21 protein-coding genes are annotated in these 25,617 nt (G+C 66.7%); 12 read left to right on the top strand and 9 right to left on the bottom strand.

Features of this window, described 5'->3' with window-relative positions; genetic code table 11:
• Positions 1 to 33 precede the first annotated feature (33 nt).
• From ABD848_RS19200 to ABD848_RS19185, 4 genes are all read left to right on the top strand, one after another.
• Entirely contained in the window at positions 34 to 1,665 is a 1,632-nt protein-coding gene (locus ABD848_RS19200; RefSeq protein ID WP_344974360.1) for a class I SAM-dependent DNA methyltransferase, read from the top strand.
• On the top strand, positions 1,662 to 2,864 hold the full coding sequence (locus tag ABD848_RS19195; protein ID WP_344974358.1) for a restriction endonuclease subunit S: 1,203 nt from the start codon (positions 1,662 to 1,664) through the stop codon (positions 2,862 to 2,864). Before ABD848_RS19200 ends, ABD848_RS19195 begins: the two co-directional genes overlap by 4 nt.
• Positions 2,861 to 6,115 carry a type I restriction endonuclease subunit R gene (locus ABD848_RS19190; protein ID WP_344974355.1) on the top strand — a complete coding sequence of 1,085 codons (3,255 nt, stop codon included), beginning with the start codon at positions 2,861 to 2,863 and terminating at the stop codon, positions 6,113 to 6,115. Before ABD848_RS19195 ends, ABD848_RS19190 begins: the two co-directional genes overlap by 4 nt.
• Before the next feature lie 555 nt (positions 6,116 to 6,670).
• Positions 6,671 to 7,654, top strand: coding sequence for a phosphotransferase family protein (locus tag ABD848_RS19185; RefSeq protein ID WP_344974352.1), 984 nt, complete (start codon positions 6,671 to 6,673; stop codon positions 7,652 to 7,654).
• A 25-nt stretch (positions 7,655 to 7,679) separates the two neighbouring features.
• Here ABD848_RS19185 and ABD848_RS19180 read toward each other — a convergent pair whose 3' ends face one another.
• From ABD848_RS19180 to ABD848_RS19160, 5 genes are read right to left on the bottom strand one after another with little or no spacing between them, the layout of a single operon-like run.
• Positions 7,680 to 8,465: an SAM-dependent methyltransferase gene (locus ABD848_RS19180; protein WP_344974349.1), complete on the bottom strand. Its 786-nt coding sequence runs from the start codon at positions 8,463 to 8,465 to the stop codon at positions 7,680 to 7,682.
• Positions 8,462 to 9,733, bottom strand: a complete 1,272-nt coding sequence (locus tag ABD848_RS19175) for an ATP-grasp domain-containing protein (RefSeq protein WP_344974346.1) — start codon at positions 9,731 to 9,733, stop codon at positions 8,462 to 8,464. Before ABD848_RS19175 ends, ABD848_RS19180 begins: the two co-directional genes overlap by 4 nt.
• Complete coding sequence (locus ABD848_RS19170) at positions 9,730 to 10,872, bottom strand: glycine amidinotransferase (RefSeq protein ID WP_344974343.1); 1,143 nt, start codon at positions 10,870 to 10,872, stop codon at positions 9,730 to 9,732. The genes ABD848_RS19175 and ABD848_RS19170 overlap by 4 nt, the downstream gene beginning before the upstream one ends.
• A 10-nt stretch (positions 10,873 to 10,882) precedes the next feature.
• Positions 10,883 to 13,240: a preATP grasp domain-containing protein gene (locus ABD848_RS19165; RefSeq protein ID WP_344974340.1), complete on the bottom strand. Its 2,358-nt coding sequence runs from the start codon at positions 13,238 to 13,240 to the stop codon at positions 10,883 to 10,885.
• On the bottom strand, positions 13,237 to 14,487 hold the full coding sequence (locus ABD848_RS19160) for a cytochrome P450 (protein ID WP_344974337.1): 1,251 nt from the start codon (positions 14,485 to 14,487) through the stop codon (positions 13,237 to 13,239). The genes ABD848_RS19165 and ABD848_RS19160 overlap by 4 nt, the downstream gene beginning before the upstream one ends.
• A gap of 44 nt (positions 14,488 to 14,531) precedes the next feature.
• Here ABD848_RS19160 and ABD848_RS19155 point away from each other — a divergent pair, with 44 nt between their 5' ends.
• The 6 genes from ABD848_RS19155 (at position 14,532) to ABD848_RS19130 (ending at position 19,013) form a co-directional block, all read left to right on the top strand.
• Positions 14,532 to 14,753, top strand: a complete 222-nt coding sequence (locus ABD848_RS19155) for a hypothetical protein (RefSeq protein ID WP_344974334.1) — start codon at positions 14,532 to 14,534, stop codon at positions 14,751 to 14,753.
• Positions 14,746 to 15,321: a hypothetical protein gene (locus ABD848_RS19150; protein ID WP_344974331.1), complete on the top strand. Its 576-nt coding sequence runs from the start codon at positions 14,746 to 14,748 to the stop codon at positions 15,319 to 15,321. Before ABD848_RS19155 ends, ABD848_RS19150 begins: the two co-directional genes overlap by 8 nt.
• A 337-nt stretch (positions 15,322 to 15,658) precedes the next feature.
• A complete protein-coding gene (locus ABD848_RS19145; protein ID WP_344974328.1) occupies positions 15,659 to 17,080 on the top strand; it encodes a hypothetical protein in 1,422 nt (473 codons plus the stop codon).
• Positions 17,080 to 17,931, top strand: a complete 852-nt coding sequence (locus ABD848_RS19140; RefSeq protein ID WP_344974325.1) for an NAD(P)-dependent oxidoreductase — start codon at positions 17,080 to 17,082, stop codon at positions 17,929 to 17,931. Before ABD848_RS19145 ends, ABD848_RS19140 begins: the two co-directional genes overlap by 1 nt.
• A gap of 45 nt (positions 17,932 to 17,976) precedes the next feature.
• Entirely contained in the window at positions 17,977 to 18,585 is a 609-nt protein-coding gene (locus ABD848_RS19135; RefSeq protein WP_344974322.1) for a DUF6879 family protein, read from the top strand.
• A complete protein-coding gene (locus ABD848_RS19130) occupies positions 18,582 to 19,013 on the top strand; it encodes an NUDIX domain-containing protein (RefSeq protein ID WP_344974319.1) in 432 nt (143 codons plus the stop codon). Before ABD848_RS19135 ends, ABD848_RS19130 begins: the two co-directional genes overlap by 4 nt.
• Positions 19,014 to 19,136: 123 nt before the next feature.
• Here the strand turns inward: ABD848_RS19130 and ABD848_RS19125 are convergent, their stop codons facing one another.
• On the bottom strand, positions 19,137 to 19,595 hold the full coding sequence (locus ABD848_RS19125; protein ID WP_344974316.1) for a hypothetical protein: 459 nt from the start codon (positions 19,593 to 19,595) through the stop codon (positions 19,137 to 19,139).
• Positions 19,596 to 20,524: 929 nt separating this feature from the next.
• Here ABD848_RS19125 and ABD848_RS19120 point away from each other — a divergent pair.
• Together ABD848_RS19120 and ABD848_RS19115 are read left to right on the top strand one after the other, a co-directional pair.
• Positions 20,525 to 21,379 (top strand): helix-turn-helix domain-containing protein, encoded by an 855-nt coding sequence (locus ABD848_RS19120; protein ID WP_344974313.1) that lies wholly within the window; start codon positions 20,525 to 20,527, stop codon positions 21,377 to 21,379.
• A 5-nt stretch (positions 21,380 to 21,384) separates the two neighbouring features.
• The gene (locus ABD848_RS19115) at positions 21,385 to 21,699 is read left to right on the top strand and encodes a DUF397 domain-containing protein (protein WP_344974310.1); all 315 of its coding nucleotides are present in this window, start codon (positions 21,385 to 21,387) and stop codon (positions 21,697 to 21,699) included.
• 39 nt (positions 21,700 to 21,738) lie between these two features.
• Here ABD848_RS19115 and ABD848_RS19110 read toward each other — a convergent pair whose 3' ends face one another.
• Genes ABD848_RS19110 through ABD848_RS19100 form a run of 3 tightly spaced genes read right to left on the bottom strand, consistent with a single transcriptional unit; the run spans position 21,739 to position 25,610 of the window.
• Positions 21,739 to 22,662 (bottom strand): shikimate dehydrogenase, encoded by a 924-nt coding sequence (locus ABD848_RS19110; protein ID WP_425567614.1) that lies wholly within the window; start codon positions 22,660 to 22,662, stop codon positions 21,739 to 21,741.
• Positions 22,659 to 24,542, bottom strand: a complete 1,884-nt coding sequence (locus ABD848_RS19105; RefSeq protein WP_344974307.1) for a bifunctional sugar phosphate isomerase/epimerase/4-hydroxyphenylpyruvate dioxygenase family protein — start codon at positions 24,540 to 24,542, stop codon at positions 22,659 to 22,661. Before ABD848_RS19105 ends, ABD848_RS19110 begins: the two co-directional genes overlap by 4 nt.
• Positions 24,543 to 24,584: 42 nt before the next feature.
• Positions 24,585 to 25,610 carry a DctP family TRAP transporter solute-binding subunit gene (locus tag ABD848_RS19100; protein ID WP_344974304.1) on the bottom strand — a complete coding sequence of 342 codons (1,026 nt, stop codon included), beginning with the start codon at positions 25,608 to 25,610 and terminating at the stop codon, positions 24,585 to 24,587.
• Positions 25,611 to 25,617: the final 7 nt, after the last annotated feature.

Genomic DNA, 25,617 nt, shown 5'->3' with positions numbered 1-25,617 from the left:
CCGAACACGCGAGAAGGAATCCGAGACACACACATGCCGCCACGCAAACGTTCCACCCGACAGCCCGAACAGCTCTTCGAGGTCTCCAGCCCCAAGGAGATCCAGGCGATCCTGTGGAAGGCCGCCGACCAGCTGCGCGGCTCCATGGACGCCGCCCAGTACAAGGAGTTCGTGCTCGGCCTGGTCTTCCTCAAGTACGTCTCCGACGCCTTCGAGGAGCGCCGCAACGAGATCCTCGCCGAACTCGAAGAGGACAGCGTCCCCGAGCACCGCAGAGCCGCCTTCCTGGAGGACCGGGACTCCTACATCGAGGAGAACGTCTTCTGGGTCCCCGAACAGGCCCGGTGGGGCTACATCGCCGACAACGCCGCCAGCGCCCCCGACGGCGTCGGCAAGCTCATCGACGACGCCATGGGCGCGGTGATGGCGTCGAACAAGGCGCTCACCGGCGTCCTGCCGCAGATCTTCAACCGCGACAACGTCGACCAGAACCGGTTGAAGGGCCTGGTGGACCTCATCAGCGACGCCCGGTTCACCGGCCACGGCGACCGCACCGCCCAAGACGTGCTCGGCGAGACCTACGAGTACTTCCTGGAGCAGTTCGCCCGCGCCGAGGGCAAGAAGGCCGGCGAGTTCTACACGCCCAAGAGCGTGGTGCAACTGCTCGTGGAGATCCTGGAACCGTTCAAGGGCCGGGTCTACGACCCGTGCTGCGGCTCCGGCGGCATGTTCGTGCAGGCCAACAACTTCATCGAGGCCCACGCGGGACGCGACCGCACCCACGACATCGCGGTCTACGGCCAGGAGTCCAACGAGCGCACCTGGCGCCTGGCCAAGATGAACCTGGCCATCCACGGCATGGACCCCGACGGGGTGGGGCCGCGGTGGGCCGACACCTTCGCCGACGACAAGCAGCCCGACCTCAAGGCCGACTTCGTGATGGCCAACCCGCCGTTCAACCTGCACCCGTGGGAACGGCGCACCGACGACAGGCGGTGGAAGTTCGGCGTGCCCCCGGCCGGAAACGCCAACTACGCCTGGTTGCAGCACATCATCGCCAAGCTGGGCGAGCGCGGCACCGCCGGCGTGGTCCTGGCCAACGGGTCGATGTCGTCGCAGCAGTCGGGCGAGGGCGAGATCCGCCAGGCCATCGTCAACGCCGACCTGGTGGCCTGCATGGTGGCGCTGCCGGGCAACCTGTTCCGCACCACCGCGATCCCGGCCTGCCTGTGGTTCCTGGCCAAAGACAAAGGTCCGCAGGGGGCGAAAGCGCTGACGGACCGACGCGGCGAGGTGCTGTTCATCGACGCCCGAGAAATGGGCGAGATGATCAACCGCACCGAACGGGTCTTCTCCGAAGCGGACATCACCAAGATCGCCGACACCTTCCACGCCTGGCGCGGCACCGAATCCGCCAAAGACAAGGGGCTGACCTACGAGGACGTGCCGGGCTTCGCCCACTCGGCGAAGCTCCAGGAGATCGAGAAGCACGACTACGTGCTCACCCCGGGGCGTTACGTCGGCGCCCCAGAAGTAGAAGAAGATCCGGACGCCGAACCGGTGGATGAAAAAATCGCGCGGCTGACTAAGGAGCTCTTTGAACACTTCGATGAGTCAGCACACCTCGAAGAAACAATCCGCAAGAAAATTGGAGATATTGAATGAACAAGCAAACCTTGGAAAGCTTTTGCCAAATTATCGTTGATTGCAAAAACCGAACCCCCCCGGAAGCCCCTCCAGGAGAGGGAACTGCGTTCGCAGTCGGAACACCACATATTGTCGATGGCCGTATCGACCTCAGCACGGCACGACCTGTCACTGAAGAAACCTTCTCTACCTGGACATCTCGCGCCATTCCACAACCAGGAGACATCATCCTCACGCGTGAGGCGCCGGTAGGCAGAGTCGCCATGATCAAGGAAGGAATGCGGATATGCCTCGGCCAACGAACCATGCTAATCCGGACAGACAAAAACAAAATCGACAATCGTTTTTTTGAATTTTTACTAAAAAGCAAAAAAATCCAGCAATCACTATACGCCAAAGCGTCAGGATCAACGACTCCCCATCTAAGGGTAACTCAAGTACGAGAATTAGAAATCCCCAACCTCCCTTCAACTTCAAGACAGAAAAACATCAGCGACACGCTCGGAGCACTGGACGACAAGATCGCAGTGAATGAACAGATCGTTGATACATCTCTAAATCTAGCCGAGCAGATATATTTAAAACACTCCTACACTCCAGAGTTTAAAGCAATCACCCTAGAATCCGCAGCGAAATGGCTTTCCGGGGGAACCCCAAAAACAAACGAACAAGATTTCTGGGACGGCGATATACCCTGGATCTCAGCCAAAAGCCTAAAATCCCCCTTCATCAGCAACTCTGACCGGAATATCACTGAACTTGGCGCCCAATCAGGAAGTCGCGTTGTCGACAAGGGAACGGTGATCTTCGTCGTACGCGGATCCAGCCTGAAAAACGAATTCCGCATCGGCGTCACGCAGCGAAGCGTCGCATTCGGACAGGACTGCAAAGCACTCGTGGCCAATGAAAACATTGACCCTCACACGCTCTTTCACGCTATTCGAAGCCGGAGATCGGAAATCCTCGATATGGTGGACGAGACCGCTATCGGCGCCGGCCGTCTCTCCACTGACCTCATCTCAAAATTCGAAATACGAGTTCCCAACAGCCCCGAGAATGAGATCTCGATCAAACTCCGTCTGCTTGACGAAAAGGCTGCCAGGGTTCAGAGCGAATCCCGCACCCTCGCCGAGCTCCGGGACACCCTTCTCCCTCAGCTCATGTCCGGAAAGCTCCGGGTCAAAGACGCGGAGAGCATTGTGGAGGACGCGACATGACCGCCCCTAGCGCAAACAGAGACGCCCCCGCTGCCTCCACCGCCTCAGGTCGCATGAACGAGGCCGAGTGGGAAGCCATCGCTCTTGAGGAGCTCGGCGAACTCGGGTGGGAGCCCACCTCCGGTACGGCGGTCGCCCCCAACTCGGGCAAGCGCAAGGAGTGGGACGATCTGATCCTGCACGACGAGCTGCGTGACGCTGTGGAGCGGCTCAACCCCGAACTGCCCGCCTCGGCCGTTGACCAGGCTCTGAACACGACCGTCACGCCCCAGTCGCGCGAGGCGCTGCCGGAGAACCGGACCGCCCACGGCCATCTGGTGTCCGGCATCCGGCTCACCTACGCCGACGAGTTCGGGGCCGAGCACTCCCCCACCGTGCGGCTGATGGACTTCCGCGACCCGGCGGCGAACACGTTCCGGGCGGTCAGCCAGGTACGGGTGATCGAGGGCGAGCGCGAGCGCCGGTTCGACATCGTGCTCTACGTCAACGGGCTGCCGGTCGCGGTGATCGAACTCAAGAACGCCTCCGACGAGCGCGCCACGATCGAGAACGCGCACGCCCAACTGCGCACCTACGCCGAAGAATTCCCCACCGCGTTCCGCTACAACGTGCTGTGCCTGGTCTCCGACGGGATCACCGCCAAATACGGGACCGTGTTCACGCCCTACGAGCACTTCGCCCCCTGGAACGTGGACGACGAGGGCGAGCCCGTCGACACGACCGCCCCCGACTACGACGGCCCCGAGGCGCTGACGTTGGCGCTGTACGGGCTGTTCGACCAGGCCCGCTTCCTGGACCTGACCCGCAACTTCGTGAACTTCACCCCCGACGGCAAGCGCCTGGCCAAGGCACACCAGTACTTCGCGGTGCGTGCCGCGCTCGACGCCGTCCTGGAGGCGTCGCGCAGCAACGGGCAGGCCGGCGTGGTCTGGCACACCCAGGGCTCGGGCAAATCCGAGGAGATGGTGTGCCTGAGCGGCCTGGTGGCCCGAGAGCCGGCGCTGAACAACCCCACCGTCGTGGTCGTCACCGACCGCAACGACCTCGACGACCAGCTCCTCGACACTTTCCGCGCCAGCAAAGGACTGCTGGGCGCCGATCCCCGCCAGGTGGAGACCAGGGACGAGCTGCGCACGGTGTTGACCACCACCAACACCGGCGGCGTCGTCTTCACCACGCTGCAGAAGTTCGGGCGTACCCAGGACGAGCGCGACTCCGGAACCGGCCACCCGCTGCTGTCGGAGCGGCGCAACATCCTGCTCATCGTCGACGAGGCGCACCGCAGCCACTACGACAGTCTCGACGGCTACGCCCGCCACCTGCGCGACGCCCTGCCCCACGCCACCCTCCTCGCCTTCACCGGGACCCCGCTGTCCAAAGCCGACGCCGACACCCGCGAGGTGTTCGGCGCCGGCAAGGGCTACATCGACGTCTACGACTTCAAACGCGCGGTGGACGACGGGGCGACGGTGCGCGTGTACCACGAGCCGCGCCTCATCCCGGTCTCGCTGCCCGAGGGGGTCGATCCCGAGACCATCGACGAGCAGGCCGACGCGCTGACCGCGAACCTGGACGACGCTCAGCACCGGCGCGCGATGCGGGCGGCCGTCCAGATGAACAACGTCTACGGTGCGCCCGACCGGATACGCCGGTTGGCCGAGGACCTGGTCGAGCACTGGGAGGAGCGGTCCCGGCTGGTGCGGCCCTACCTCGGTGGTCCCGGCAAGGCCATGCTGGTGTGCGTCAGCCGCGAAGTGTGCGTGCGGATGTTCGACGCCCTCGCGAAACTGCGGCCGGAGTGGGTCGGCGAGGGTCCCGACCGAGGCGTGATGAAGGTCGTCTTCCACAGCGATCCGAAAGACCCGCCGGAGCTGCGCGAGCACGCGCTGCGCCCCTCCGAGCACAAGACGGTGCAGGCCCGCGCCAAGGACCCCGACGACGAGCTGCAACTGCTCATCGTGCACTCGATGCTGCTCACCGGCTATGACGCGCCGCCGATCCACACCATGTACATGGACCGGCCGATGCGCGGCGCCAACCTGATGCAGGCGCTGGCCCGCGTCAACCGGCGGTTCCGCAACAAGCAGGACGGCCTGCTGGTGGGGTACGCGCCGTTGACCGAGAACCTCAACGCCGCGCTGCGCGAGTACACGACCGGCGAGGACCAGCGGCAGACGCTGGGTGTGGACATCGACCGGGCCATCACCGAGGTGCGCAACGAGTACGACGCCATCTGCGGGCTGCTGTCGGGGATCGACTGGCGGAAGCTGCTGGCCGCAGGCGACGGTAAGGCCCGCGTGCGCGCCCGCCACCTGGTGTCGAACTACCTGATCGCGCCGAGCGCCAACCGGGCGGAAGGCTCAGACGAGGACGGGGAGTCGTCGCTCTCGGAGCGTTTCCGGGAGAGCGCCACCCGTCTGGAGCGCTTCTACCAACTGTGCTCGATGAGCAGCGAGATCTCCGAACGGTTCACCGACCTGCGGGACTGGCGCGACGACATCTCCTTCTTCATCGAGGTGCGCGCCTGGGTGGTCAAGCGTGAGGCGGCCGACCGCGAAGCCCGCGGCGAGCCGCTGTCGGCCGAGATCAACCTGTACCTGTCCCAACTGGCGGCCTCCGCGGTGGACGCCGAGGAGATCACCGACCTCTACGCCGAGTCGGGGCTGGGACAGTTGGACCTCACCCGGCTCAACGAGACACAACTGCGCCGCCTACAGGAGTCGGAGACCCCGCACCTGGCCACCGAGGCGCTGCGGCGGCTGGTGGAAAGCAAACTGCGCGACGTGACCAAGCACAACATCATCAGCCGGGAACGCTTCACCGAACGGCTGGAGAACCTCATGCTGCGCTACATGCGCGAGCAGATCAGCAGCGCCGAGGCGTTGGCCGCGCTGTTCGCCATGGCTGAGGAAGTCATGGCCGAAGCCCGGCGGGGTGAGCGGTTCGACCCGCCGTTGAGCGACACCGAGCTGGCCTTCTACGACGCGTTGTCCCAACACGGCTCGGCCCAGGAGTTGATGGGCGACGAGGTGCTCGCCGAGATCGCCCGCGCCCTGTTCAAGGACATCAAAAAGAACCTCAGTGTGGACTGGCTGTCCCGGGAACCGGTGCGGGCCAAGCTGCGCAACCGGGTGCGCCGCCTGCTGGCCAAGTTCGACTACCCGCCCGACCAGGAGAAAGAGGCGATCAAGTCCGTCATCAAGCAGATGGAAGCCACAGCCAACGAGTGGGCGCCCGCGGCGCGCGACTGAGGTCTCGGTGCCGGGCTGTGAACCGGCGAAGCTTCGGTCGGTGGCCTGAAGAGAGTCGTCGAAATGCTCTCCCTGGACATGTGAGCCGCAGTGGTGTCCTGTAGCGCCATAAGGACGATCCTGGTCATGCTCCCCATACCCGCGCGATGCGAACGAGACAGCCCGCGACGAAAAGGAGGAACGCCACCCGCTCGGGAAGCGAAGGTGGTTGTCATTGGGCGGAGAGATTTCAGGACGTGACCTCTCCTGATTCCTCACCGGGGAGTGAGATTCCCCGTTTTTCCATAGACTTCTGGTCCGCTCGTGCGCAGACCGAGGAAGGAAATACCGGGATGGGCTGCGAGAGCGCGGTGCGGCTGTATCGCGAATCCGATCCAAAACCGGCGATCCGCAGGCCGGCAGAGCAATCGGCTGAGCATCCGCAAAGCGCTGCGGGACTGGATGTGGAACCGGATTCTCCGGGGCGAGGCCGATCGCCTCCGGGACACGCCGACCGCCGTTACCCTCGTCAGGTGGATTATGGCGCGGCCGCCTCGGTGAAGGAGAGGACGAGGGATGGAGTTTCAGCTTCGCGAACGCGATGCCTCCGCCTTCCAACAGCCCGTGACAGCACAGCAGACCCGCGCCATCGCGCACCGGGTGTTCGGTGAGGAAGCCCAGTTGGGCGCCGTCGTCGAGCTAGGCGGCGGGATGTACAACACGACCTACCGAATCGAACTGGACCAGGCTCCGCCGGTGATCCTGCGGCTGGCACCGGAACCGGCGCGCCAGAACCGCAGCGAGCGGCGACTGATGCGCAACGAATACGCCAGTGTGCCGTTCCTGGCGCCGATCGCGCACTTGATGCCGCAGGTGCTCGCCGCGGATTTCACCCACGAGATCGTGGCCCGCGACTACCTGGTACAGACCGTGCTCCCCGGAGTCCCGGCCCCTGATCACCTGGGGACGTATCCGCGTGAGGCCTGGTCGAATCTCTTCGCGCAGATGGGCGAGATCGCGCGCCGCGTCCACGACGTCCGTGGAGAACGCTTCGGACCGGTGGGAGGCCCGCTGTTCAGTACGTGGGGCGAGGCGCTCCTTGCAGCAATGGAAGACGCCGCCGCCGATATCGACGACGTCGGTCTCGACTCGGCCGACCTGCGCCAGGTCATCACCGCGATCGACAAGAACCGCGCGATGCTCGACGAGGTGACTCAGGCCCGCCTGCTCCACGGCGACCTGTGGACCGTCAACGTCATGCTTGACCCCGATGCGAAGGAACCGCAGATCACCGGAGTGTTCGACTGCGACCGCACCATGTGGGGCGACCCGGCCGCCGACTGGACGATCTATATGGCCACGCGCCGCCGTGGCGGGGAGCGCGAGGCCTTCTGGCAGACCTATGGGAAGCTGGCGGACACGCCCGCGGCCCAGTGGCGGCAGCTTGTCTACACCGCGCGTCACATCAGCGCGATCCGGCTGGAGCGCCACCGCACCGGGCAGGGCGATGTGGGCCAGACCTATGCCCACATGCGAGAGGTCCTCGACGCCATGGGCTGAGCTCCTCGTCCGTCTACAGCGCTCGTCATCGAGCGGTCGCGGTCACAGCGACACGCTGCAGGAGGTGGGCGGTGGGCAGGCGCCGTCGAGCCTCGTCTTGCAAGCCAGCGAGGGCAGTGTCGTCTCCAGCTTCGCCATGCTGTAAGGCCAAGCGGTAGATGGCCTGGTATGCACTGTTCCAGGAAGGCTGAGCCACCACCTCGATACGGGTAAAGCCGATATGGCGCAGGACGCTGGGCCAGTCGGTGTCACGGTGGCGCGGCGGTAGCCGTGTGTCGCGGGGCTGGTGGGGGTGCCAGCCCGTCAGGACGAGTCGGCCCCCAGGGCACAGAATGCGGTGGGCTTCTGCTGCGGCGGCGCGTCGATTGAGGGGGTACTGGAGCGCGTCGATGGATACCGCAGCGTCGACGCTGCTGCTGGAGAGGGTGGTGGCAGTCAGATCAGCCAGGGTGAAGCGGGCGCGATGGCCTCTGGCGAAGGTCCCCGCACGTTGTTTCGCCTGTGTCAGAGCAGCTGCGGAGAAGTCGATTCCGATCAAGTCGACGTCGGCGCGGTCGGCCAGCCACAGGCCAGGACCGCCGCTGCCGCACCCCAGATCGGCTAAGACGTGCCCAGGACGCAGGTCCAGGGCATTGGCGATATGTTCCAGCAGATCAGCTGTCAGGAACGAGCAGGGTGCGGTCGTCGGCGGTAACCTCGGGTCGACCAGGCACGCGATGCGCGCGAAGCCCGTTTGGAGCTGGTCTCCGAGAAAGAGCATGTCGAAGCTTTCTGCGGTGCCCCCGCCGGCGGTGTGAGCGGGTGTGCTCATGCGTGCTGTGCCCCCGTCCCCGGAATTGATGAGGGCCTCTCGGGTGCGAGGTTGACGCGAACGTCGGCCAAGAGGTCGTCGGCGCGTTGGGAAACCGCGGCAGGGGCGGTGCCGACAGTGATGAAGCAGCCGAGGCGGCCGCTGTTGCCGTTGCCTGGTCCGACCGGGTCGCCGAAGGCTGCGCGGATGTGGAGCTCGGGCACGTCGGGCTCGGTGGTGGGCAGGTTGTCCAGCCGCTGCAGAGTGCCGTGTTGCGGACTGGTGAGGAATCGGACGGCAGCGTAGCGGCTACGGGTGGGCGAAACATCCACGTGCAGACCGAGGCTGGCGTCGATACAGGCCTTCCACCAGTCGATGCCCAGCGCGTAATCGATCAGGAAACCGATACGGCCAGCGGCGGACCGGGCAGCGATCTCGATGATGCGGCAGCGCCCGGAGGGTTCCACGATCACCTCGGTGTGGGAAGCGGAGTTGTGGACGCCGAGTGCGGCCAAGGCCTTGTCGGTTTCAGCGAGGATCCGGCGCCGGGTCTGCTGCGGCAGTACAGCAGGTAGGTCGTGTCCGGTTTCAACTCCGGTGGCGTCGGTGCACTTACGGGTGATGCACACGTGGCGGCTGCAGCCGTTGGCGGTGACGGATTCGACACTGTATTCGGTGCCGACAATGAGCGGCTGCATGAGGACCCGCGTATCCAGCGGCAGACCGTAGGTGCGTTCCCGGTACTGGCGGCGAGCGCGTTCGTAGCCGTCAACAACCTGGTCGGTGTCGTAAGCGATGGTGACGCCCTGCGAGCCGGCCTGTTCGGCGGGTTTGACGACACACGGCAGCGCGCCGGAGCGGCGAGCGAAGGCTGCGGCTTCGTCGGTGGTCTCGGGCACCGATGTGAGTGGAGCATCGACACCGTAGTGGCGAAATCGGGTAGACATGGCCACTTTGTTACGCGTTGCTGCGGCAATGTCGGGATCGTTGGATAGGAGCCCGAGGGCTGAGCACGCTTGAGCGACCAGCGGTGTGAGATATTCGTTGGCGGTCAGGACGGCGTCGATCCGGTTACTGCGGGCGAAAGTGATGATGTTTTCCAGAGCCCGCTCCGGGGCGGTGAAGTCTATGGCGAGCCAACCGGCCAGTAGGTCACGCAACCAGGGCGGATAGCCGGTGTGGAGCGCGGGGTGAGTGGCGGCGTAGACGCTGATTCCGCGGCACGCTGCCGTTCGTGCCAGAGCGCCCGATTCGGGGCCGGCGGCCTCTAGGAGCAGGATGCGGGTCACTGCTGGTAGTCCTCCAGGTCGCCCTCGCGCACAGTGTCGAGGGTGAAGCAGTGGAAGCCGCCGCCGAAGAGGCGGCGGTGGCGGTGGCGAACCGGGATAGCGGTGAAGCCTTCCTTGTCCAGCGTCGTAGCCAGTTCGGGGCAGTCAGCATTGACCAGGACGGTGTCGGGGGCGATGGACAGGACGTTCAGGTCGATGTAAGGGCTGGTCAACAGCAGGTCGCCGTCATCGTAGACAGGGAAGTTGCCCTCGGCGGGTTCGGGAGGGACGATCATCTTCCACGTGTTGAACGGTGCGGGTAGCAGGTCACGCAGGCCGGCGTGGCGGGCCAGGAAGACGCCGGGACGCAGTGCGAGCAGCATGGAGTCGATGTGGTTGTCGGCCATGCGGTCGATGCGATGGATCCGGTAGCGGCCCTGGAGGTGGCGTTCCAACCAGTCGCAGCCGCTGCGGTGGTTGTCGGTGGCGATGTTGACCAGCAGGTCGCGGCCCAGGCGCAGACATTGGGCGCCGTCGAGCAGCATCTCGAAGCCGACATCGTAAGGCGAGGTCACGGGCTCCTCGATGGGTTCGGTTGGGCCGCCCAGGGTGGTGCTCGTATCGCGCGCATACGACAGGTCGAAGGAGGCGTCGGTCAACAGCGGCCTCGGCATGGTCGTCCAGGTGGCACCGCGGTCATAGTAGTGCTGGAACACCGGTGTGAGTAGGCGGGTCTCCAGGTAGCGCGAGCGGATCGCCGGCGGCGTTTCGATGATCTCGTCGCCGAGGACGAGCGTGTTGTCGCGGATGTTGAGGGCGGGGGTGGGCGGGGCCTGCCAGCTCAGTCCAGCGATGGTTGCGGCATCGGGCGGCAGCGGTATGGGCCGGTGGACGGTGATCCCGAGGCTGACCAGTAGCTGGGCGAGGTCCTCCACGTCCTCATGGAGTTCGTCGACGTAGCGCTGCTTGACGCGCCATTGCCGCCCCTCGACCGGGCTGTGCGCCGAGCTGAGTCGGGGATAGGCCCAGTCGGAGCGGAACAGGTTCTCGTGGTGAAACAGGTTGAAGGAGACCTCCCGGTCATGGGAGGTGTAGTTCTGGGCCGAGCCGACGACGATCTCCTTCAACGGTGCCCATTCGTTGTGGCTGTTGAGTCGCATTGTGGGCCTTTCACTGCGTGGCGAGACGTGCAGGAACGGGGAGCGAGTGGACGGAGGTGGGGGTGCGGGCACGCAGCAGAGCGTCGGAGCCGCGGAGTTGGAGGGTGCGCTGCTCGCTCCAACCGCAGAAACGGAACTCTCGGTCGCCGAGGTGGACCAGAGCGAAAGTGCGGCCGTCGGGCACGGTCAGCCGCCACTGCTCGGCCACCGCTTCCACGCGCGCCTCAACCGTTGGCTCGCTGCGTGTCGGTATGTGGTCCCGCCCGTCGGTAAGGGAGAAGTCGAGGAAGGATTCGGGGAGGCGAACCACAGTTGCGGGGGATGACGGCGGGGCAGCGGTGGGCCGATTGATCAGGGCTGCGCCCGCGTGCATAGCCTCCGCCCAGTCGTTGGGGAACCAGTCGGCGAGTTCGACGGTCAGCAGAGCGTCGATGACCAGGTGGATGCGGGTGGCGGCGCCGTTGTTGCGGACCAGGTGGGGGCGGGCGAACTCGCCGAACCACAGTTGGCCCGGCTGCCAGCGGTAGGCGGTTCCGTCCAGCACGAGGATCGCGCCGGGGTTGGTGGACAGCGGAAGGTGGATACGCACCAGCCCGCGTGTCAGGGCGTACTTGGGGTCGCAGTGTTCGGCCGATAACGCACCTGGTGCGAGTGCCATGAGGCGGGCGGCGTTTACGGGTGCGGGGATGGAGTCGACGATTTCGGCGATGTAGGGAGCTTGTTCTGCCCACGGGGTTGGCGCGAAAGGTTCCGCCCCGGGACCGCCGGGATCGGTGCGTTCCGGGTCGCCGCCCGTGCTACGCAGTGGGAGCACCCGCCAGTCGACTTGCGCCTCAGCACCAACCCCGGAAGTGCTGTGGATGCGTTGCTTGGCCCAGTCATGGCCGGTTAGCCGGGACAGATCACCAGCAAGCAGGGCGGGCTCGAACGTGGGACGCAGCCGTGTCGCCGGCGCCGGCCATGTCGAGACGGAGGGGGCATCGACGCTCCTTCCAAGCCACGCCCTCGATGACGAGGGCGCCGTCACGTGTACGGGCGCGATCGTCTGCGACGCGGGGTTGGTGGTGAAACGCTCGTCCAAGAGCGCATAGACGTGTCGGCGGTGTTCATCAGTGTCGTAGGCGATGCAGAACACGAACCGGGCCCGATCCGGCTCCAACGCGATGATTGGCATCGATACGATCACTCCCCTGCGGGAGCGCGGGTCATAGGCCACACCCAGGTCGTCGATGGCCTGCAGGAACACGTCGAAGCTCGGAACACTCCAGTGCGGCGGTACGTGGTACTCCACGACAAGACGCTGCGGTGCGGCGTCGGCCCATACGATGCTGTGGGCGATCACCTGGTAGATGTGTAGCGATCCGGAGACTTGCGCATTCACCTCGGTGAAAATGATGCGTCCGTCGTTCTGCAGGAGCGCATCGGTGCTGAGGTAGCCCCGGTAGCCCAGTGCTTGATAAGCCTGCGCGAGTCGCGTCGCGTCCCCCACCAACTGTCGGCGGTTTCCGGAACGCAGGGGGACGATCTGGTGGCTCAGTCGCCCATCGGCGTAGTGGAGCGTTCCGGCTTCGGTCGGGTGGACTCCGGTGCCGCTGACGTGGAACTCGGCATAGATCGAGGTGGCGCTGGGTTGGAACTCCTCAACGACGACGGGGAAGTGGCCCTCGACTGAGGCCCACGACCAACGCTGTTCCCAGAAGGCGTCCACGGATCCGGGGCCGGGTGGTAATTCGTGGTGGTGTCGAGCCCCGGCATGGCCGGTCGCCATTGCAGGGTCGCGCACGACGATCTGGTTTCCCACACCGGCGCCGTTGTGGGCTTGCTTGACCATCACTGCGTCCGCTGTCTCCAGTAGCGTCCGCGTCGCCGCTGCCGCCTCGGCCCTGCTGCGACACACTGCTCCGGGCGCGACGGCGACGCCGCAGCCGGCGGCCAGCGCTCGGAAGACCGCCTTGTTGTTGGCCACTTCTCCGCCGCCTTGGGCGAAGAAGTTCGATCCGGGGAAGCGGTCGGCGACACCAAGCGCTTCGCTCAAGCGGGAGACCTGCGCTGAGGGCCACAGGGCGAATACCTCCTCGACGTCACCGAGATCGCCGGCCAAAGCTGCGACGAACTCGGGGGACGTGAGGCTGAGCGGATCCAGGCTGTGGTGACCGTAGCGGCCGCCCGAGGGGGTGTGGAAGCGCAGTGTGGCAGGGTTGACGCCGGTAAGGGCGGTCACATAGTTCACGAACCTGGTGTCGGGTTGGTCAGGAAGCACGATCAGGTCGCCGTCGCGGGCGAACCAGAGGATGCGCTGGGTCCAGGCGCGTGTCTCCGGCCGCAGCCGGATCGAGTCGTCGATGTGGTTGCCGATGAGGAGTCTCACGGGCTCTCCTCTGTCGAAGTAGTGCGGGTAACAGGGGCGAAGGCGGCGGGCAGGCGTTCCCAACCGCGCATGGTCGCGGTGCGACGCCGCGCGAAGGATCCGGATGGGCAGAGGCGATCGGGGTGCTCGGCCAGGGCGTCGACCACGGCGTGTAGGACGGTTTGGGCCAGGATCGTGCCCGCGCAGGCATGGGGGCCCCAGCCGAACCCGAGGTGGGGATTGGGGGATCGGTCGAGGAGGAGTTCGTCGGGCCGGGCGAACTGTTCGGGGTCGTGGTTGGCGGCCGCATACAGCACCAGGACCGTCTGCCCGGCCGCGATTCGGGTACTGCCGATGGTCGCCGCGCAGGTCGCGGTACGACTGGTGCCCTGCACGGGCCCGTCGTAGCGGATCATCTCGTCGATACCGCAGTGGCGGAATTCGGAAGCGCCCAGTCGCTCCAGGAGTCCTGGGCGTTCCATGAGTAGGGCGACCACGTTTCCGATGGCGGCGACCATGGTGCTGTAGCCCCCTTGGAACAGCACTCGCGCAGTGTTGCGCACATACGTCTCGGGGACTCCGACCGTTGGGGCACCGCGCCGCATATCCGCCAACAGACCGGGCTTTCCCGAATCCGCGAACCAGGAAGCCACAAGCGCACTGAGTTGGTGGCGGGCGAGGCGCCCCGGTTCTGCGGTCTCCGGGCGCAGGCCGGCGTCCATGCTGCGCATGATCGCGTCGGAGGCTGCGACGAAGGAGCCCGGCTCCGGCCGATCCACCCCCAGCAGGTCGCAGACACTCTCCAGCGAGAAAGGTGAGGCGAAGTCCGCCACGACGTCGAAGGTTTCTTTCTCGGCGAGAACCGATAGCAGGTCGGCGGCTCGCTCACGGCCGCGTTGGGCGAAGCCGTCCAGGTCGTGGGCATGTACGGCGTTCATCAGAAGGCGACGCAGCGGCCCCAGTTCGGGGGGATCGAGGGACTGCACACTGAGACTGGGCTCGGAGAGCGCCTCGCCTACGCGCCGCGGATCGCGCGCGAATGTGTCGTGATCCCGCAGAACAGCGACGCAGTCGGCATAGCGGGAGACCACCCAGCACTGCATGCGGTCATGCCAGAGCACCGGGGCGTGTTCACGCATGAGCGCATAGGTCGGATATGGATCGCGGAGGTTAACCGGGGCCAGGGGGTCGTAGTCGGGGGGTGGCATGAGGAACCTGACCTTTGCGCTGTCCGGGAGGGAAAGGTAGGGCGGCGGCCGGGCACGCATCGGGTTGAGCCTGGCCGCCGGTTCGGTATCAATGGTCGTAGCGCATGTCTGCCCCCTTTCTGGAACTGGATGTATCGGTCGGGTCGGCGCCGAACTCTTACCGGGTGCTGGTCACGACGCTTCCTCGGGGCTCAGATGCCGTACAGCTCGGCGTGGAGGCCGCCCTGATTCATCAGGTCGATGTGGGTGCCCTGCTCGACGACGCGGCCGTAGTCGAGCGTGTAGATCCGGTCGGCTCTGCGGGCGCCGACCGGCCGAATGGGTGATCAGCAGCACCGCGGCCCTCTCAAAGGCGGTCTGGAAGGTGACGAACGGGCGTTCTTCAGCGCAGGTGTCCAGTTCAGCGGGTTCCTCGGCGATGACGAGGGCGATTTGAAGGTAGAGGTCGCGGGCGGCGGCGATGCGTTGACGCTGCCCGCAGGAGATCTCCTCGTCGCCGTCGAACCGGATGTCCAGTGGCGTGTGCAGTCCCGGCGCCAAGTCGTCGACAACCTGGGCGGAGCCGCCAAAGCCCAGGGGCCACTGAAGTCGACCGGTGTCGGCACGATCGGGTGCGGCCACGGTGGTGTCGCGTTCTACGAGGAAGGGCCATTGCCGGGACTGTTGACGGATCTGACTCGATTCGGCGGCGCCGCAGGGTGCCACACACAGCTCCTCGCATACCTGCTCTGCGCTCGGGATCTCTACCGCGACGACGTCGTTGAGCGTGACCACAAACGGAACACCGGCCACCTCGATCGCACTGAGGGCGTGCTCGGCGCCCGCGATGTCGCGGGGGTGGACGAGGACGATCGCGCCACGCGGCAGGTCGACCCACAGGAAGCCGAGCTGTGACTGTCCCGGCGTACCGAACAGCGCCAGCAGCAGATCCGAGTTGAGCCGCCGGCGGCCGAAGTCGAGCGCGACCGTCGTGGTACGCGGGTCGTTACGTCATAGCAACCTCCAAATTCCGGCGCCCACTTCCAAGGGCACGAGCGCCGGAGACCAGAATGAGCGACGCCAACGCGGTTTTTCTAGTGGGAGTTGCTTTCATGAATTCGCCGCCGGTCTCCGATTGCACTGAAAAGAGGCTTCGGTGAGGCGAAGAAACGTTTCTTCAGAAGCAGCGGGCGACGCTTGGAAGGGAAAACGACTACCGTGGTCGTAGCGCGAGTTGAGAAGGTGAAAGACGATGGCTGAGCCCCATGAGGTGCGGTGTGGCCTGGAGCAGCGCGAGGAGTGGCGCGCGGAGCAGGGCGAGAGTATGGACCTGCACGCTCTGGCCGAGCACATTCGTGCCCACTGCGGACACACGCAGTTCAAGGCGTATCGGATCGCGGCCGGCTATCGTCGAGCCGAGGACGCGGTCGCGGCATTCCACAGATGGACTTCCGACCAGGGATTCTCACGGTCGGGTATGGACCCCCGCAGTTGGCAGAACTGGGAGGCGGGAGGTCGTCCCGGCGCACACTACGCGGACCTGCTATCGCGTTTTTTCTCCACCAATGTGGTGCGGTTGGGATTCGTCGCCGACTACTCTCCCGCCCTCCCCCGTCCGGAGTCGGCAACGGAGCCAGCCATGACTGTCCCTTGCCTTTCACCCGAGGAACTGCTGACCGTCTGCGCCCAGGAGGCCAGTCAGTACGGTGCACATCTGGACACACCAATCGGCGCCTACACAGTAGAGGAGTTGGAAAGCGGACTGCTCGACCTCGCCCGTGCCTACCCACACACCCCCGTCATCCAATCGACCCTGCGCGCCCGCGAGCTCCGCAACCGGGCCTGGGAACTGCGCGATCGATGCAAGCGCACCACCCAGTTGGCCGAATTGCAGCGCATCGCCGGCTGGCTGTGCGCCGTTCTGGCCAACGCCAGCTTCGACCTTGGGGACCTCTGGGCCGCCCAGACCCACGCGCGTGTCGCGGACCTGCACGGCGACTTGAATGACGACCACGAGCTGCGGTGCTGGGTCGCAGGCCTGCAAGCGCTCATCACCTATTGGGACGCACGCCCCGTCGACTGCGTCGACTACGCTCAACGGGCGCTGGACTTTCCCGAACGGCGAGGCACAGCACGCATCCGCGCCGCCAGTATGAAGGCCCGCGGTCTGGCCCTGATGGGACGCACCCGGGAAATGGAGGAAGCCCTGCATTTGACCGACGAGCTACGGGACCGCGCAGGCGACGAGACGATGCCGGGGCTGCTGGCCTTCCCGGTGGCCAAGCAGCATTACTGGCAGGCCAGCGCCCTCGTCGGCACTGGAGAGGCGGAGCGGGCGGCCGCAGCCGCGGAAGCTGCCGAAGCCGCCGTCGGACTCTACACTCAGGCACCGGAACCGGCCCGACGCTTCGGAGAACTCTGCCACGCTCGGCTGGACCTCGTGACCTCCCGACTTCTGACCGGCGCCCTCGACGGAATAGCCGAGCAGGTCTCGCCTGTCCTGGACAGCATGCACCGACGCCGCATCGAAAGCGTGATGCGACGGCTCAGGTTGTTCGAAGCGCTGCTGGAGCGGCCCCAGCTGCGCACTCAGCCGCTGGTAAGCGCAGTGCGCGAGCAGGTTCACGACACGCTGGTCTCCCTTCCGGCGACTGTAGCCGCAGGCGAGCAGTGATGCGTACCCGCATCGGACTCCTCCACCCCGGCCAGATGGGTGCGGCCATTGCCGCTCGCCTGAACGCCGACGTGCTCTGGTGCCCCGAGGGGCGCAGCGAGAGCACCCACGAGCGCGCCGACCTGGCCGCGCTACGCGCGGCGCCGATGGCCGATCTGGCCAAGTGCGACGTCATCCTGTCCGTCGTGGCTCCTTCCGCCGCCGAGGACGTCGCCGCCGCAGTTACAGCCGCGGGTTTCCGCGACGGGCTGTACATCGACGCCAACGCGATCCGCCCCGAGCGGGCACAGACCTTGGCCGATGACTTAGCTGGCGTCGGGATCGAAACGATCGACGCCTGCATCATCGGCCCGCCACCCCGCGACGACGCCCGCCCCCACATGTTCCTGTCCGGTGCACCGAACTCCCGCCACACGGCGGCCGAGATCCTCGGGAACGCCGTGGAGATCACCGAGCTCGACGATGTACCAGGGGGCGCCTCGGCACTGAAGCTGTCGCACACCGTCGCGCAGAAGGCGACACGCACGCTGGGAGCACTCGCTCACGCCTTCGCCACCAAGCACGACGTCGACGAACACCTGACGGCACTCGCCGCCGCCTCGCCGCATCCAGCTGCGAATCCGCAGCAGCTGCCGAGCGTAGCCGCGCGCGCTTGGCGGTGGCACCCAGAACTCGACGACACCGCGCGGGCTCTCGCCGACGCCGGTCTGCCCAGCGAAGCTCTGGAAGATATCGCCGACGTCCTGCGGCGGTGGATGCCGCTCAAGGACGATGCGACCGCCAGCCTGGACTCGGCGCTCGATCTCCTCAGCACCGATCCTCCTCCGTCCGAAGCCAGGAACGGCTCGTAATGATCCCTCGCGGCACGTTGACCGCGGCCAAGCGGGAGATCCCCGATGCTTGAACGCATCGACGACCTCGCGGTCACGCCCCTCGAACGGGAGGATTACCTCGCCGAGTATTGGCGCGCATACGAGCAGGGCGGGGTGTTCTGGAAGTTGGAACGCGGCCAGACGTTTCAGGAGCCGGGCGATGCCAGTTGGGAGGCGTTCGCGGCCGGGGACTGGGACCGAGCACTGGAGCTGAACGAGGCCGACCGCTCCGATGCCGAGGCCATGGCGGCGAAGGACCGGGACGTCGGTATCGAGACTCGGCGTATCCGCGTCGTGGAATGGCCGGTCAGCCCCTACGTGCAGTGGGAGATGCAGTTCCTGCGTCTCCTGGCGGAAGCGGGCCAGTCGTTGCGGGTGCTTACGGCACCTCAGGTGGCGCACCTGGAACGGGAACGACCACTGCCGGAGATCGTGATCCTCGGTGGGCGGATAGCGTACCTGGTCCGTTACGACGCCGCCGGCAACGCCTGCGGCGCGTGGCGGGCAGACGACCGCGACGCGATCGCGCAGTGCTGCGCCGAACTGTCGGAGCTGTTCGCGGCCGGCGAGCCGCTGCTGGACTTCTTCCAGCGCGAGATCGCGCCCCTGCCGCCTCCCACGGTTCCCGCATGAGCGCCGCTACCACCGAGATCATCGCCAGGGCTGTCGTCCGCCGCGAGGGGCGGCTTCTGCTGGTGCGTCAGCGCACCAAGTCGTGGTCGTTCCTGCCCGGCGGCCATGTCGAACCGGGCGAACGAGTAGAGTCCGCCCTCGTTCGCGAACTCGCCGAAGAACTCGGCACGAAGGCCACGATCGCGGGTTTCCTCGGTGCTGTCGAGCACGGCTACGTCGAAGATGGCAACACCCACCACGAACTCAATCTCATCTTCGAGGTCTCCATCGATACCGCCGAGCCGACAAGCCAGGAAGACCACCTGGAGTTTCACTGGCTGCCGCTTGACCAGCTCGCCGACGCCGAGGTACGACCTGGTGCGCTGAAAAATGCCTTGGTGGACGCCGGCGAAAACAGTACACCGTTCTGGCGCGGCTGGAACGACTGAACCACAAAAGCGTCTCCTTCCTGTTCAGCTTGCCATGGGCCTTGTCTCTTTCGTATGGAGGTCGATGTTTGCTGTGAGGAAGAAGAAAATGCTCGGTTGTCTCTCCTCTGACGGTTCGGCCGGCTACTCCTGACCAAGCCCGCCAAGTTCACCATGGCGTGAATGCGAGGCGGAGGGCCAGAGGGTCAGTAGGAGGGCGTCGGGGTTGGCGGCTTCGACGAGGCCGGTGGAGGTGGCGGCCCAGTAGGACTGGGTGGCTTCGCCGAACCAGATCACCAGATGGGGATAGCGGGCCTGGAGAGTGGCGACCGTATGGTGCTCGACGGCGAACTCGGCGGTGCGGCCACGCTGACGCGACTGGCCGGCGGCACGCTGGGCGCGGCACGGCGGGTGGGCGCAGGCGCGACAGGCGACAGGCCGCTCCCCCACCGGTGCTGTCTGGGGGCACTGGTGCGGCTGTGCGGCAGCGGGGCGGGGGCGGTGGTCTGGCCGTGTGGGGGACACGGCGTTCTGGAGGGCGACGCGGGTCGCGGTGTCGGTGGGTGCCGGTGTGGCGGTGGTGGTCAGGGTAGTCTCGGGCATTGGATTCCCTTCCGTTCTATGGCTTACGAGGGGCGGAATCTGGGCTCGGGGCGGTGCGCCAACACCGCCCCGAGCGTGTGAAGGGCCGTTCGGCCCCGGAGAAGGTTGTTCGCGTCTGGTCAGGCGGTGTTCCAGGCGCTGTCGATGAGGTCGTAGGCCAGGTGGAACCACACGTGGCGGTGGTCGGGGAAGCCGTTGTCGCCCCACGCGGTGGCCAAGGCATCCACGAGGGCCAGGCCGCGCCCGGCATCGGCGAGGGGTCCAGCCCGTCCGGATCGGGGTCCAGGTAGACGCGCTCGCTGCGGACGGCTCCCCTACCGGGCTCCACGGTTCGTCGTCGCGGCAGGTCAGGGTCAGCCCCGTTGCCCAGCGGTCCACACGCAGGGTGTAGCTGCCGCCGGGCGCGCCGGAGCGGGTGTGGCGGATGGCGTTGCCGGCCAGTTCGCTGCCCAGCAGGTCGAACAGGTAACGGTACTCGCCGCCCTTGTGGGCGGCACAGCCCTGCAGGAAGGCGTGGACCAGCGGGAACAGGGCCACGTCACCCCGGAAGGTAAATGCCCGGCACTTGAAGGGCACCGGCTCGCCATCGGGGGCGAAGTAGTACTTTTTCTGCCAGGGGATGACCAAACCGAGCGGAATCGCCACCGGGGGTAGTTGATCAAGAGCAGCCTGAACGGACATGAAGACTCCTTATATGCGAGCCAGCGAGTGCGTGGGAGGACGTTGCAGCCGAGAGGGTCAGTGACGCCCGTGGTTTCGGCCCGTTCACCGGACACAGCGGCGGGCGTTCAGTAGCGTGACCACCAACCACTCAGGGTGATGCGGTGGTGACCGACCACACCAAGACTTGCAATGGATTCCACCATAGCCAACAGCCTTATGATGGATTCCACTTTACTTTTTCTTGCGCCTCTCTCTAGACTCCTCGTATGCCCGCTCCTTACAGTCCCAGCATCCGCCGACGTCGCCTGTCCACCGAGCTCAAGCGTCTGCGCACCGAAGCGGGTCTGACGCTGGTGGAGGCCGCGAAGCAGTCCGGGACCGGCAAGTCGAACCTGAGCAAGATCGAGCAGGCGGAGTCGAAGCACGTCCCGGCGAAGACGCTGGATGGGCTGCTGGATCTGTACCAGGTGGAGGACCCAGAGGTTCGGGCAGCGTTGCACGAACTGTCCCGGCTGGCCGGTGAGCGAGGCTGGTGGTCGCAGTACAAAGACCTGATGCCCGAAATGCTCGCCGACTTCGAGGCCGAAGCCTGCGCCTTCCGGACTTACCAGGCACAGGTCATACCTGGGCTGCTACAGACACCCGGGTACGCCGATGCGGTATTTCGCGCCAACCAGGTCAGGGAAGACGACGAGATCGCGCAGCGTGTTGCGAGCAGGATGAAACGCCAGGAAATCCTTAACCGCGTAAACCCGCCCTCCTACGCGGCCATCATCGATGAGGGAGCCTTGCGACGTAACGTCGGCTCTCTAAAGGTGATGCAAGAACAACTGCTCCACCTCACACACATGGCCGCCCGCCACAACATCAACATCTACGTCTTACCCTTCGACGCCGGAGCACACCCCGCGACCGAGGGAAGCTTCGTTGTCATGGATTTTCCCGACCCTCGGGACCCCAGCATTGCCTATCTAGAAACACCCGTGAGTAGCCTGTACTTGGAAGAAGAACACCAAATCAGGATCTTCAACGACATGTTCGGCAGCGCTCAAGGTTGCTCACTGTCACCAGCGCAGTCCGTCACATTCATACGCGATGTCCTCGAAGAGCTAGAAGAGTGAGCCCCGTGTCCCTCCAGTTGATGTGGCGAGCCAGCAGCTACAGCGGTGTCAACGGTGACTGTGTCCAAGTCGCCCACATCCCCTTCTTCTACAAGAGCAGCTACAGCGGACAGCATCAAGATTGCGTGGATATCGCCTACCTCCCCTCCTCCTTCCGCAAGAGCAGCTACAGCGGCCAAGGAGTGGACTGCGTCGAGGTCGCCGATCTCCGTTCTGGGGCTGCTGTGCGGGACTCGAAGCATCCCGACGCCGGGCACCTCGCCTTTCCCGCCGCGGAGTGGGACGCCTTCCTCACCGCTGCCCGCGTCGGCGAGCTGTGACCGCCGCTCCGCACCGGCCTTAGCGCCGGCGCGGCCGGGTCACTCGTGTTGGAGTAGCTGGGTGAAGTGGGTGAGCATGCGGTCGCGGTCGGGGGTGAGGCCGGTGATGAGTTCGAAGGCGTCGCCGGCTTGGAAGACGGCCATGCCGCCGCCGTCGAGGGTGGCGCAGCCGCGCTGTTCGGCGTGGTGGAGGAGTTCGGTGCGCAGCGGGCGGTAGACCACGTCAGCCACCCACAGCGGGGGGCGCAGCAGCTCGGGCGGCACCGGGACACCCGGATGGTGGGCCATGCCGACCGGGGTGGCGTGCACCAGGCCGTCGGCGTCGGCGAGGAGGCGTTCGGGCCTCGCGGTGTCGGCGGGTCGGCACCGTGCCTCGGGGAAACGCGCCTGGAGTCGTTCGGCCAGGGTCGCGGCGCGCTCCACGGACAGGTCGGCGATGACCAGCTCGCGCACGCCGCAGGTCATGAGGGCGTGGGCGACGGCGGCTCCGGCGCCGCCGGCGCCCAGCAGGACCACGCGGTCGCGGGCCGCGTCGGGCAGCCCGCGCCGCAGCGACCCGGCAAAGCCCGACCAGTCGGTGTTGTGGCCGACGGCGGCCCCGCCGTCGAAGACCACGGTGTTGACGGCGCCGATGGCGGCGGCCTCGGGGCTGAGCCCGTCGAGGGCGGGCAGGACGAGCTGCTTGCAGGGGTGGGTGATGTTGAGGCCGTCGAACCCGAGGTGGCGCGCCGCCTGTACCAGGTCGCCCACGGACTCCGGCGGTAGACCGAGGTCGGTGATGTCGATGGTGCGGTAGAGCAGCCGTCGCCCCGCCTGGGCGGCCTCGCGCTCGTGCATGGGCGGGGTCAGCGACGGCCCGACACCCGCGCCGATGAGGCCCACCAGGAAGGAGCGGCCCGCTTCGCGTCGCGCGCCTTCCGTTGCTGCCGGCACCGCTTCCCCGTTGCCGATAGTGCCGGTCACTGGGTGTGCTCCGCTCGGTGGGCGGCCATGCGCACGGGAGTGTTGGCGGCGCCGTAGCCGTCGTAGCCGCCGGTGCGCTGGACCACCTCGAAGAAGAGGCGGCTGTCGAGCAGCGGGGTGTAGAAGTGGAAGAACTCCCCCGAGCCGGCGCGGTCGTAGAGGACGCCGTCGGCGCGCATGCGTTCGCGCAGGGCCGGCGGCAGGTCGGTGCGCGCGGCAAGGTCAGCGTAGTAGTTGTCGGGGATGGTAAGCGGCGCGAGGCCGCCCTCGCGCAACGCCTGGGCCGCGGCGAAGATGTCGTCGCAGGCCAGGGCGATGTGTTGCGCACCGCCGGCGGCGTCGGCCTGGGCGCCGCGCCCCAGCACCGAGACGCTGAGGGCGATGCGTGGCCCCCCGCCTGGGCCGGTGAGGGCTCGGCTGCGCACGAGCCCGTCGGGGGCGGCCAGTTCGAGGCTTTCGGCGGGGGCGAGGCCGAGCACGGAGCGGTAGAACAGCGCCGCCTCGTCGAAGTGGTCGAAGGGTTGGAACAGTCCCACGTGGTCGATCCCGGTCAGCGGGGTGGCGCCGCCGTGGGTGGGGGTGTGCACGGGTGCGGCGGTGAAGTCGGCCAGCCAGGTCTCTTCGCGGTCGGTGGGGGCGGGGCAGAAGAACAGGGCGGTGCCGTCGGGGGCGGCGACCGCGTTCAGCCGGGTCTCGGCGGGGTCGCGGCGCCGCGGTAAGGCGGGGGCCAGCAGATGCTCGGCGCGCTGGGCGGCGCGGTCGGGGTCGGCGACCTCGACGCCCAGCGCGGTGACGGCGGTGTCGTCGCTCCAGGTGTGGCCCAGCCGCGGATCGGTGGAGCTGAGCAGGATGCGGGTGTGGCCGTGCGCCCACAGTTCGACGGGTTTGGAGCGGTGGTCGCGCGTGTGGGCGAAGCCGAGCCCGGCCAGGACGGTGCGCACCCACGTGGCGGTGCTGGGCCGGGCGGCGACCTCGACGAAGGCGTAGCCGGCGGGGTGGGCGGGTTCGGGCAGGCGGGTGAGGGTGACCGCGGGACGCTGCGGCCCCGCGGTCACCCCCGGTTGGTGTTCCCGGCTGAGCGCGTCTTCCAGCACCGACAGCGACCGCAGCGCGTCGGCGGCGGTGCGGTGCGGGTCGGCGGCGCGGAAGACGTCGTTGAAGACCTCCAGGGACAGCGGGCCGGTGTAGCCGGCCGCGAGCACGTGGCGGGTGAACGCGGTCAGGTCGAACCCGCCCTGGCCGGGGAAGCACCGGTAGTGGCGGCTCCACTGGAGCAGGTCCATCGCCATGTAGGGGGCGTCGGCCAGTTGCAGGTAGAAGATCTTCTCGCCGGGGATGTCGCCGATGCCGGCCGGGTCGCTGCGCCGGGACAGGATGTGGAAACTGTCCAGGCACACTCCGAGTGAGGGGTGGTCGGCGTCGGCGACGATGCGCCAGGAGTGTTGGTAGTCGTTGACGTGGCGCCCCCAGGCGAGCGCCTCGTAGGCGATGCGCACGCCGTAGGGGGCGGCCGTCTCGGCGAGGCGGTGCAGGTGCGCCGCGGCGCGGGCGTCGTCGCCGCTGGCCGCCTGCGCGGTGGTGGAGCACACGAGCAGCGTGTCGACGCCGAGTTCGAGCATGAGCGCGAACTTGGCCTCGGCGCGGCGCAGATTGGCTTCGAGGAGGTCGTCGTCGACGCCCTCGAAGTCGCGGAAGGGCTGGTAGAGGTCGATGCCCAGGCCGAGGTCGTCGGCGAGCGCGCGGATCTCGCGCGGTGGCAGGGGCGAGGCGACGAGGTCGTTTTCGAAGATCTCGACGCCGTCGAATCCGGCTGCCGCTGCCGCGTGCAGCTTCTCCTCCAGAGTGCCGCTGAGCGATACGGTGGCGATACTGCGCCGCATGGGAGTGCTCCGCTCCGTGGTGAGCTGTCGTGGTGTGGCGGTCTACTGGGCCTGCTGGAAGGACTCGTAGAACTCCAGGGACCGGCCGTCGAGGTTCTCTCGGAAGTACGCGCGGGCCTGGGTGCGGAATGCTTCGACGTCGACGTCGTCGACGACCTCGATGGTGCCCTCGGCCGCCCACTCGTCGAGGATCTCGGCTTCGGCCTCCTCGATGCAGGCGCGGTTTTCCGCGCGGGTCTCGCTGACCGCCCGCTGGAGGACCTCCTGCTGTTCGGTGGAGAGCTTGTCCCAGGTCTGGCCGGAGACGACGATCATCTGCGAACCGATCTGGTGGCTGCTGAGGCTGATGTGGCTCTGCACTTCGTCGAAGTTGTCGCTGTGGATGGTGGGGATGGGGTTCTCCTGGCCGTCGACGGTGCCCTGCTGTAGGGCGAGGTAGACCTCCTCGAAGGCGACCGCGGTCGCGTCGGCGCCCAGGGCCTCGGCGTTGGACAGATAGATCGGGGAGTCGGGGAAGCGCATCCGCAGGCCGTCGAGGTCGGCGGGTTCGCGGATGGGCTGGTTGGCGGTGAAGTGGCGGTCGCCGAAGTACCACACGTCCAGGATCTTGGTGTCGGTGGCCTCCTCGAAGCCGTCCTTGAGCGGGTCGGAGGCGTCGGAGTCGAAGAAGCCGAAGAGGTGGTCGGCGTCGTCGAAGGCGTAGGCGGCGTCGAAGACGCCGATGGGCTCGTAGGTCGAGCCCAGGGCGGCCGAGCCTTGGACGTCCATGTCGATGTCGCCCGACATGACCGAGGCGAAGGTCTCGGTGTTGCCGCCCAGTTGGCTGTTGGGGAAGGTTTCGACGGTCATGCCGGCGTCGGCGTCGGCGACCTTCTCGGCGACGAGGTCGATGCCGCAGCGGGTGTGCGGGTGGTCCTCGGTGTAGCTGTTGGCGAAGGAGAGGGTGAGCCCGGCCTCGCCGGAGCCGCCGGAGTCGCCTCCCGACTCGTTGCCGGTGTCGTTTCCGCAGGCGGCGAGGGTCAGGGCGGCCAGGGGCAGCAGTGCCGCCCAGCGAAGGGTGGTGCGCATGGGGTGT

This window comes from Salinactinospora qingdaonensis (genome assembly GCF_039539445.1).
GTDB lineage: Bacteria > Actinomycetota > Actinomycetes > Streptosporangiales > Streptosporangiaceae > Salinactinospora > Salinactinospora qingdaonensis.
The sequence above is the reverse complement of the archived record's forward strand: the minus strand, read 5'-3'. Positions and strand labels throughout refer to the sequence as shown.

Excerpts from the sequence above, each read along its gene's own strand:
- ABD848_RS19170 (WP_344974343.1), bottom strand. The coding sequence starts at position 10,872 with ATGCGACTCAACAGCCACAACGAATGGGCACCGTTGAAGGAGATCGTC.
- ABD848_RS19180 (WP_344974349.1), bottom strand. The coding sequence starts at position 8,465 with ATGAGCACACCCGCTCACACCGCCGGCGGGGGCACCGCAGAAAGCTTC.
- ABD848_RS19130 (WP_344974319.1), top strand. The coding sequence starts at position 18,582 with ATGAGCGCCGCTACCACCGAGATCATCGCCAGGGCTGTCGTCCGCCGC.
- ABD848_RS19120 (WP_344974313.1), top strand. The coding sequence starts at position 20,525 with ATGCCCGCTCCTTACAGTCCCAGCATCCGCCGACGTCGCCTGTCCACC.
- ABD848_RS19100 (WP_344974304.1), bottom strand. The coding sequence starts at position 25,610 with ATGCGCACCACCCTTCGCTGGGCGGCACTGCTGCCCCTGGCCGCCCTG.
- ABD848_RS19190 (WP_344974355.1), top strand. The coding sequence starts at position 2,861 with ATGACCGCCCCTAGCGCAAACAGAGACGCCCCCGCTGCCTCCACCGCC.
- ABD848_RS19145 (WP_344974328.1), top strand. The coding sequence starts at position 15,659 with ATGGCTGAGCCCCATGAGGTGCGGTGTGGCCTGGAGCAGCGCGAGGAG.
- ABD848_RS19155 (WP_344974334.1), top strand. The coding sequence starts at position 14,532 with ATGTCTGCCCCCTTTCTGGAACTGGATGTATCGGTCGGGTCGGCGCCG.
- ABD848_RS19160 (WP_344974337.1), bottom strand. The coding sequence starts at position 14,487 with ATGCGTGCCCGGCCGCCGCCCTACCTTTCCCTCCCGGACAGCGCAAAG.
- ABD848_RS19105 (WP_344974307.1), bottom strand. The coding sequence starts at position 24,542 with ATGCGGCGCAGTATCGCCACCGTATCGCTCAGCGGCACTCTGGAGGAG.
- ABD848_RS19185 (WP_344974352.1), top strand. The coding sequence starts at position 6,671 with ATGGAGTTTCAGCTTCGCGAACGCGATGCCTCCGCCTTCCAACAGCCC.
- ABD848_RS19135 (WP_344974322.1), top strand. The coding sequence starts at position 17,977 with ATGCTTGAACGCATCGACGACCTCGCGGTCACGCCCCTCGAACGGGAG.
- ABD848_RS19125 (WP_344974316.1), bottom strand. The coding sequence starts at position 19,595 with ATGCCCGAGACTACCCTGACCACCACCGCCACACCGGCACCCACCGAC.
- ABD848_RS19150 (WP_344974331.1), top strand. The coding sequence starts at position 14,746 with ATGGGTGATCAGCAGCACCGCGGCCCTCTCAAAGGCGGTCTGGAAGGT.
- ABD848_RS19200 (WP_344974360.1), top strand. The coding sequence starts at position 34 with ATGCCGCCACGCAAACGTTCCACCCGACAGCCCGAACAGCTCTTCGAG.
- ABD848_RS19140 (WP_344974325.1), top strand. The coding sequence starts at position 17,080 with ATGCGTACCCGCATCGGACTCCTCCACCCCGGCCAGATGGGTGCGGCC.
- ABD848_RS19195 (WP_344974358.1), top strand. The coding sequence starts at position 1,662 with ATGAACAAGCAAACCTTGGAAAGCTTTTGCCAAATTATCGTTGATTGC.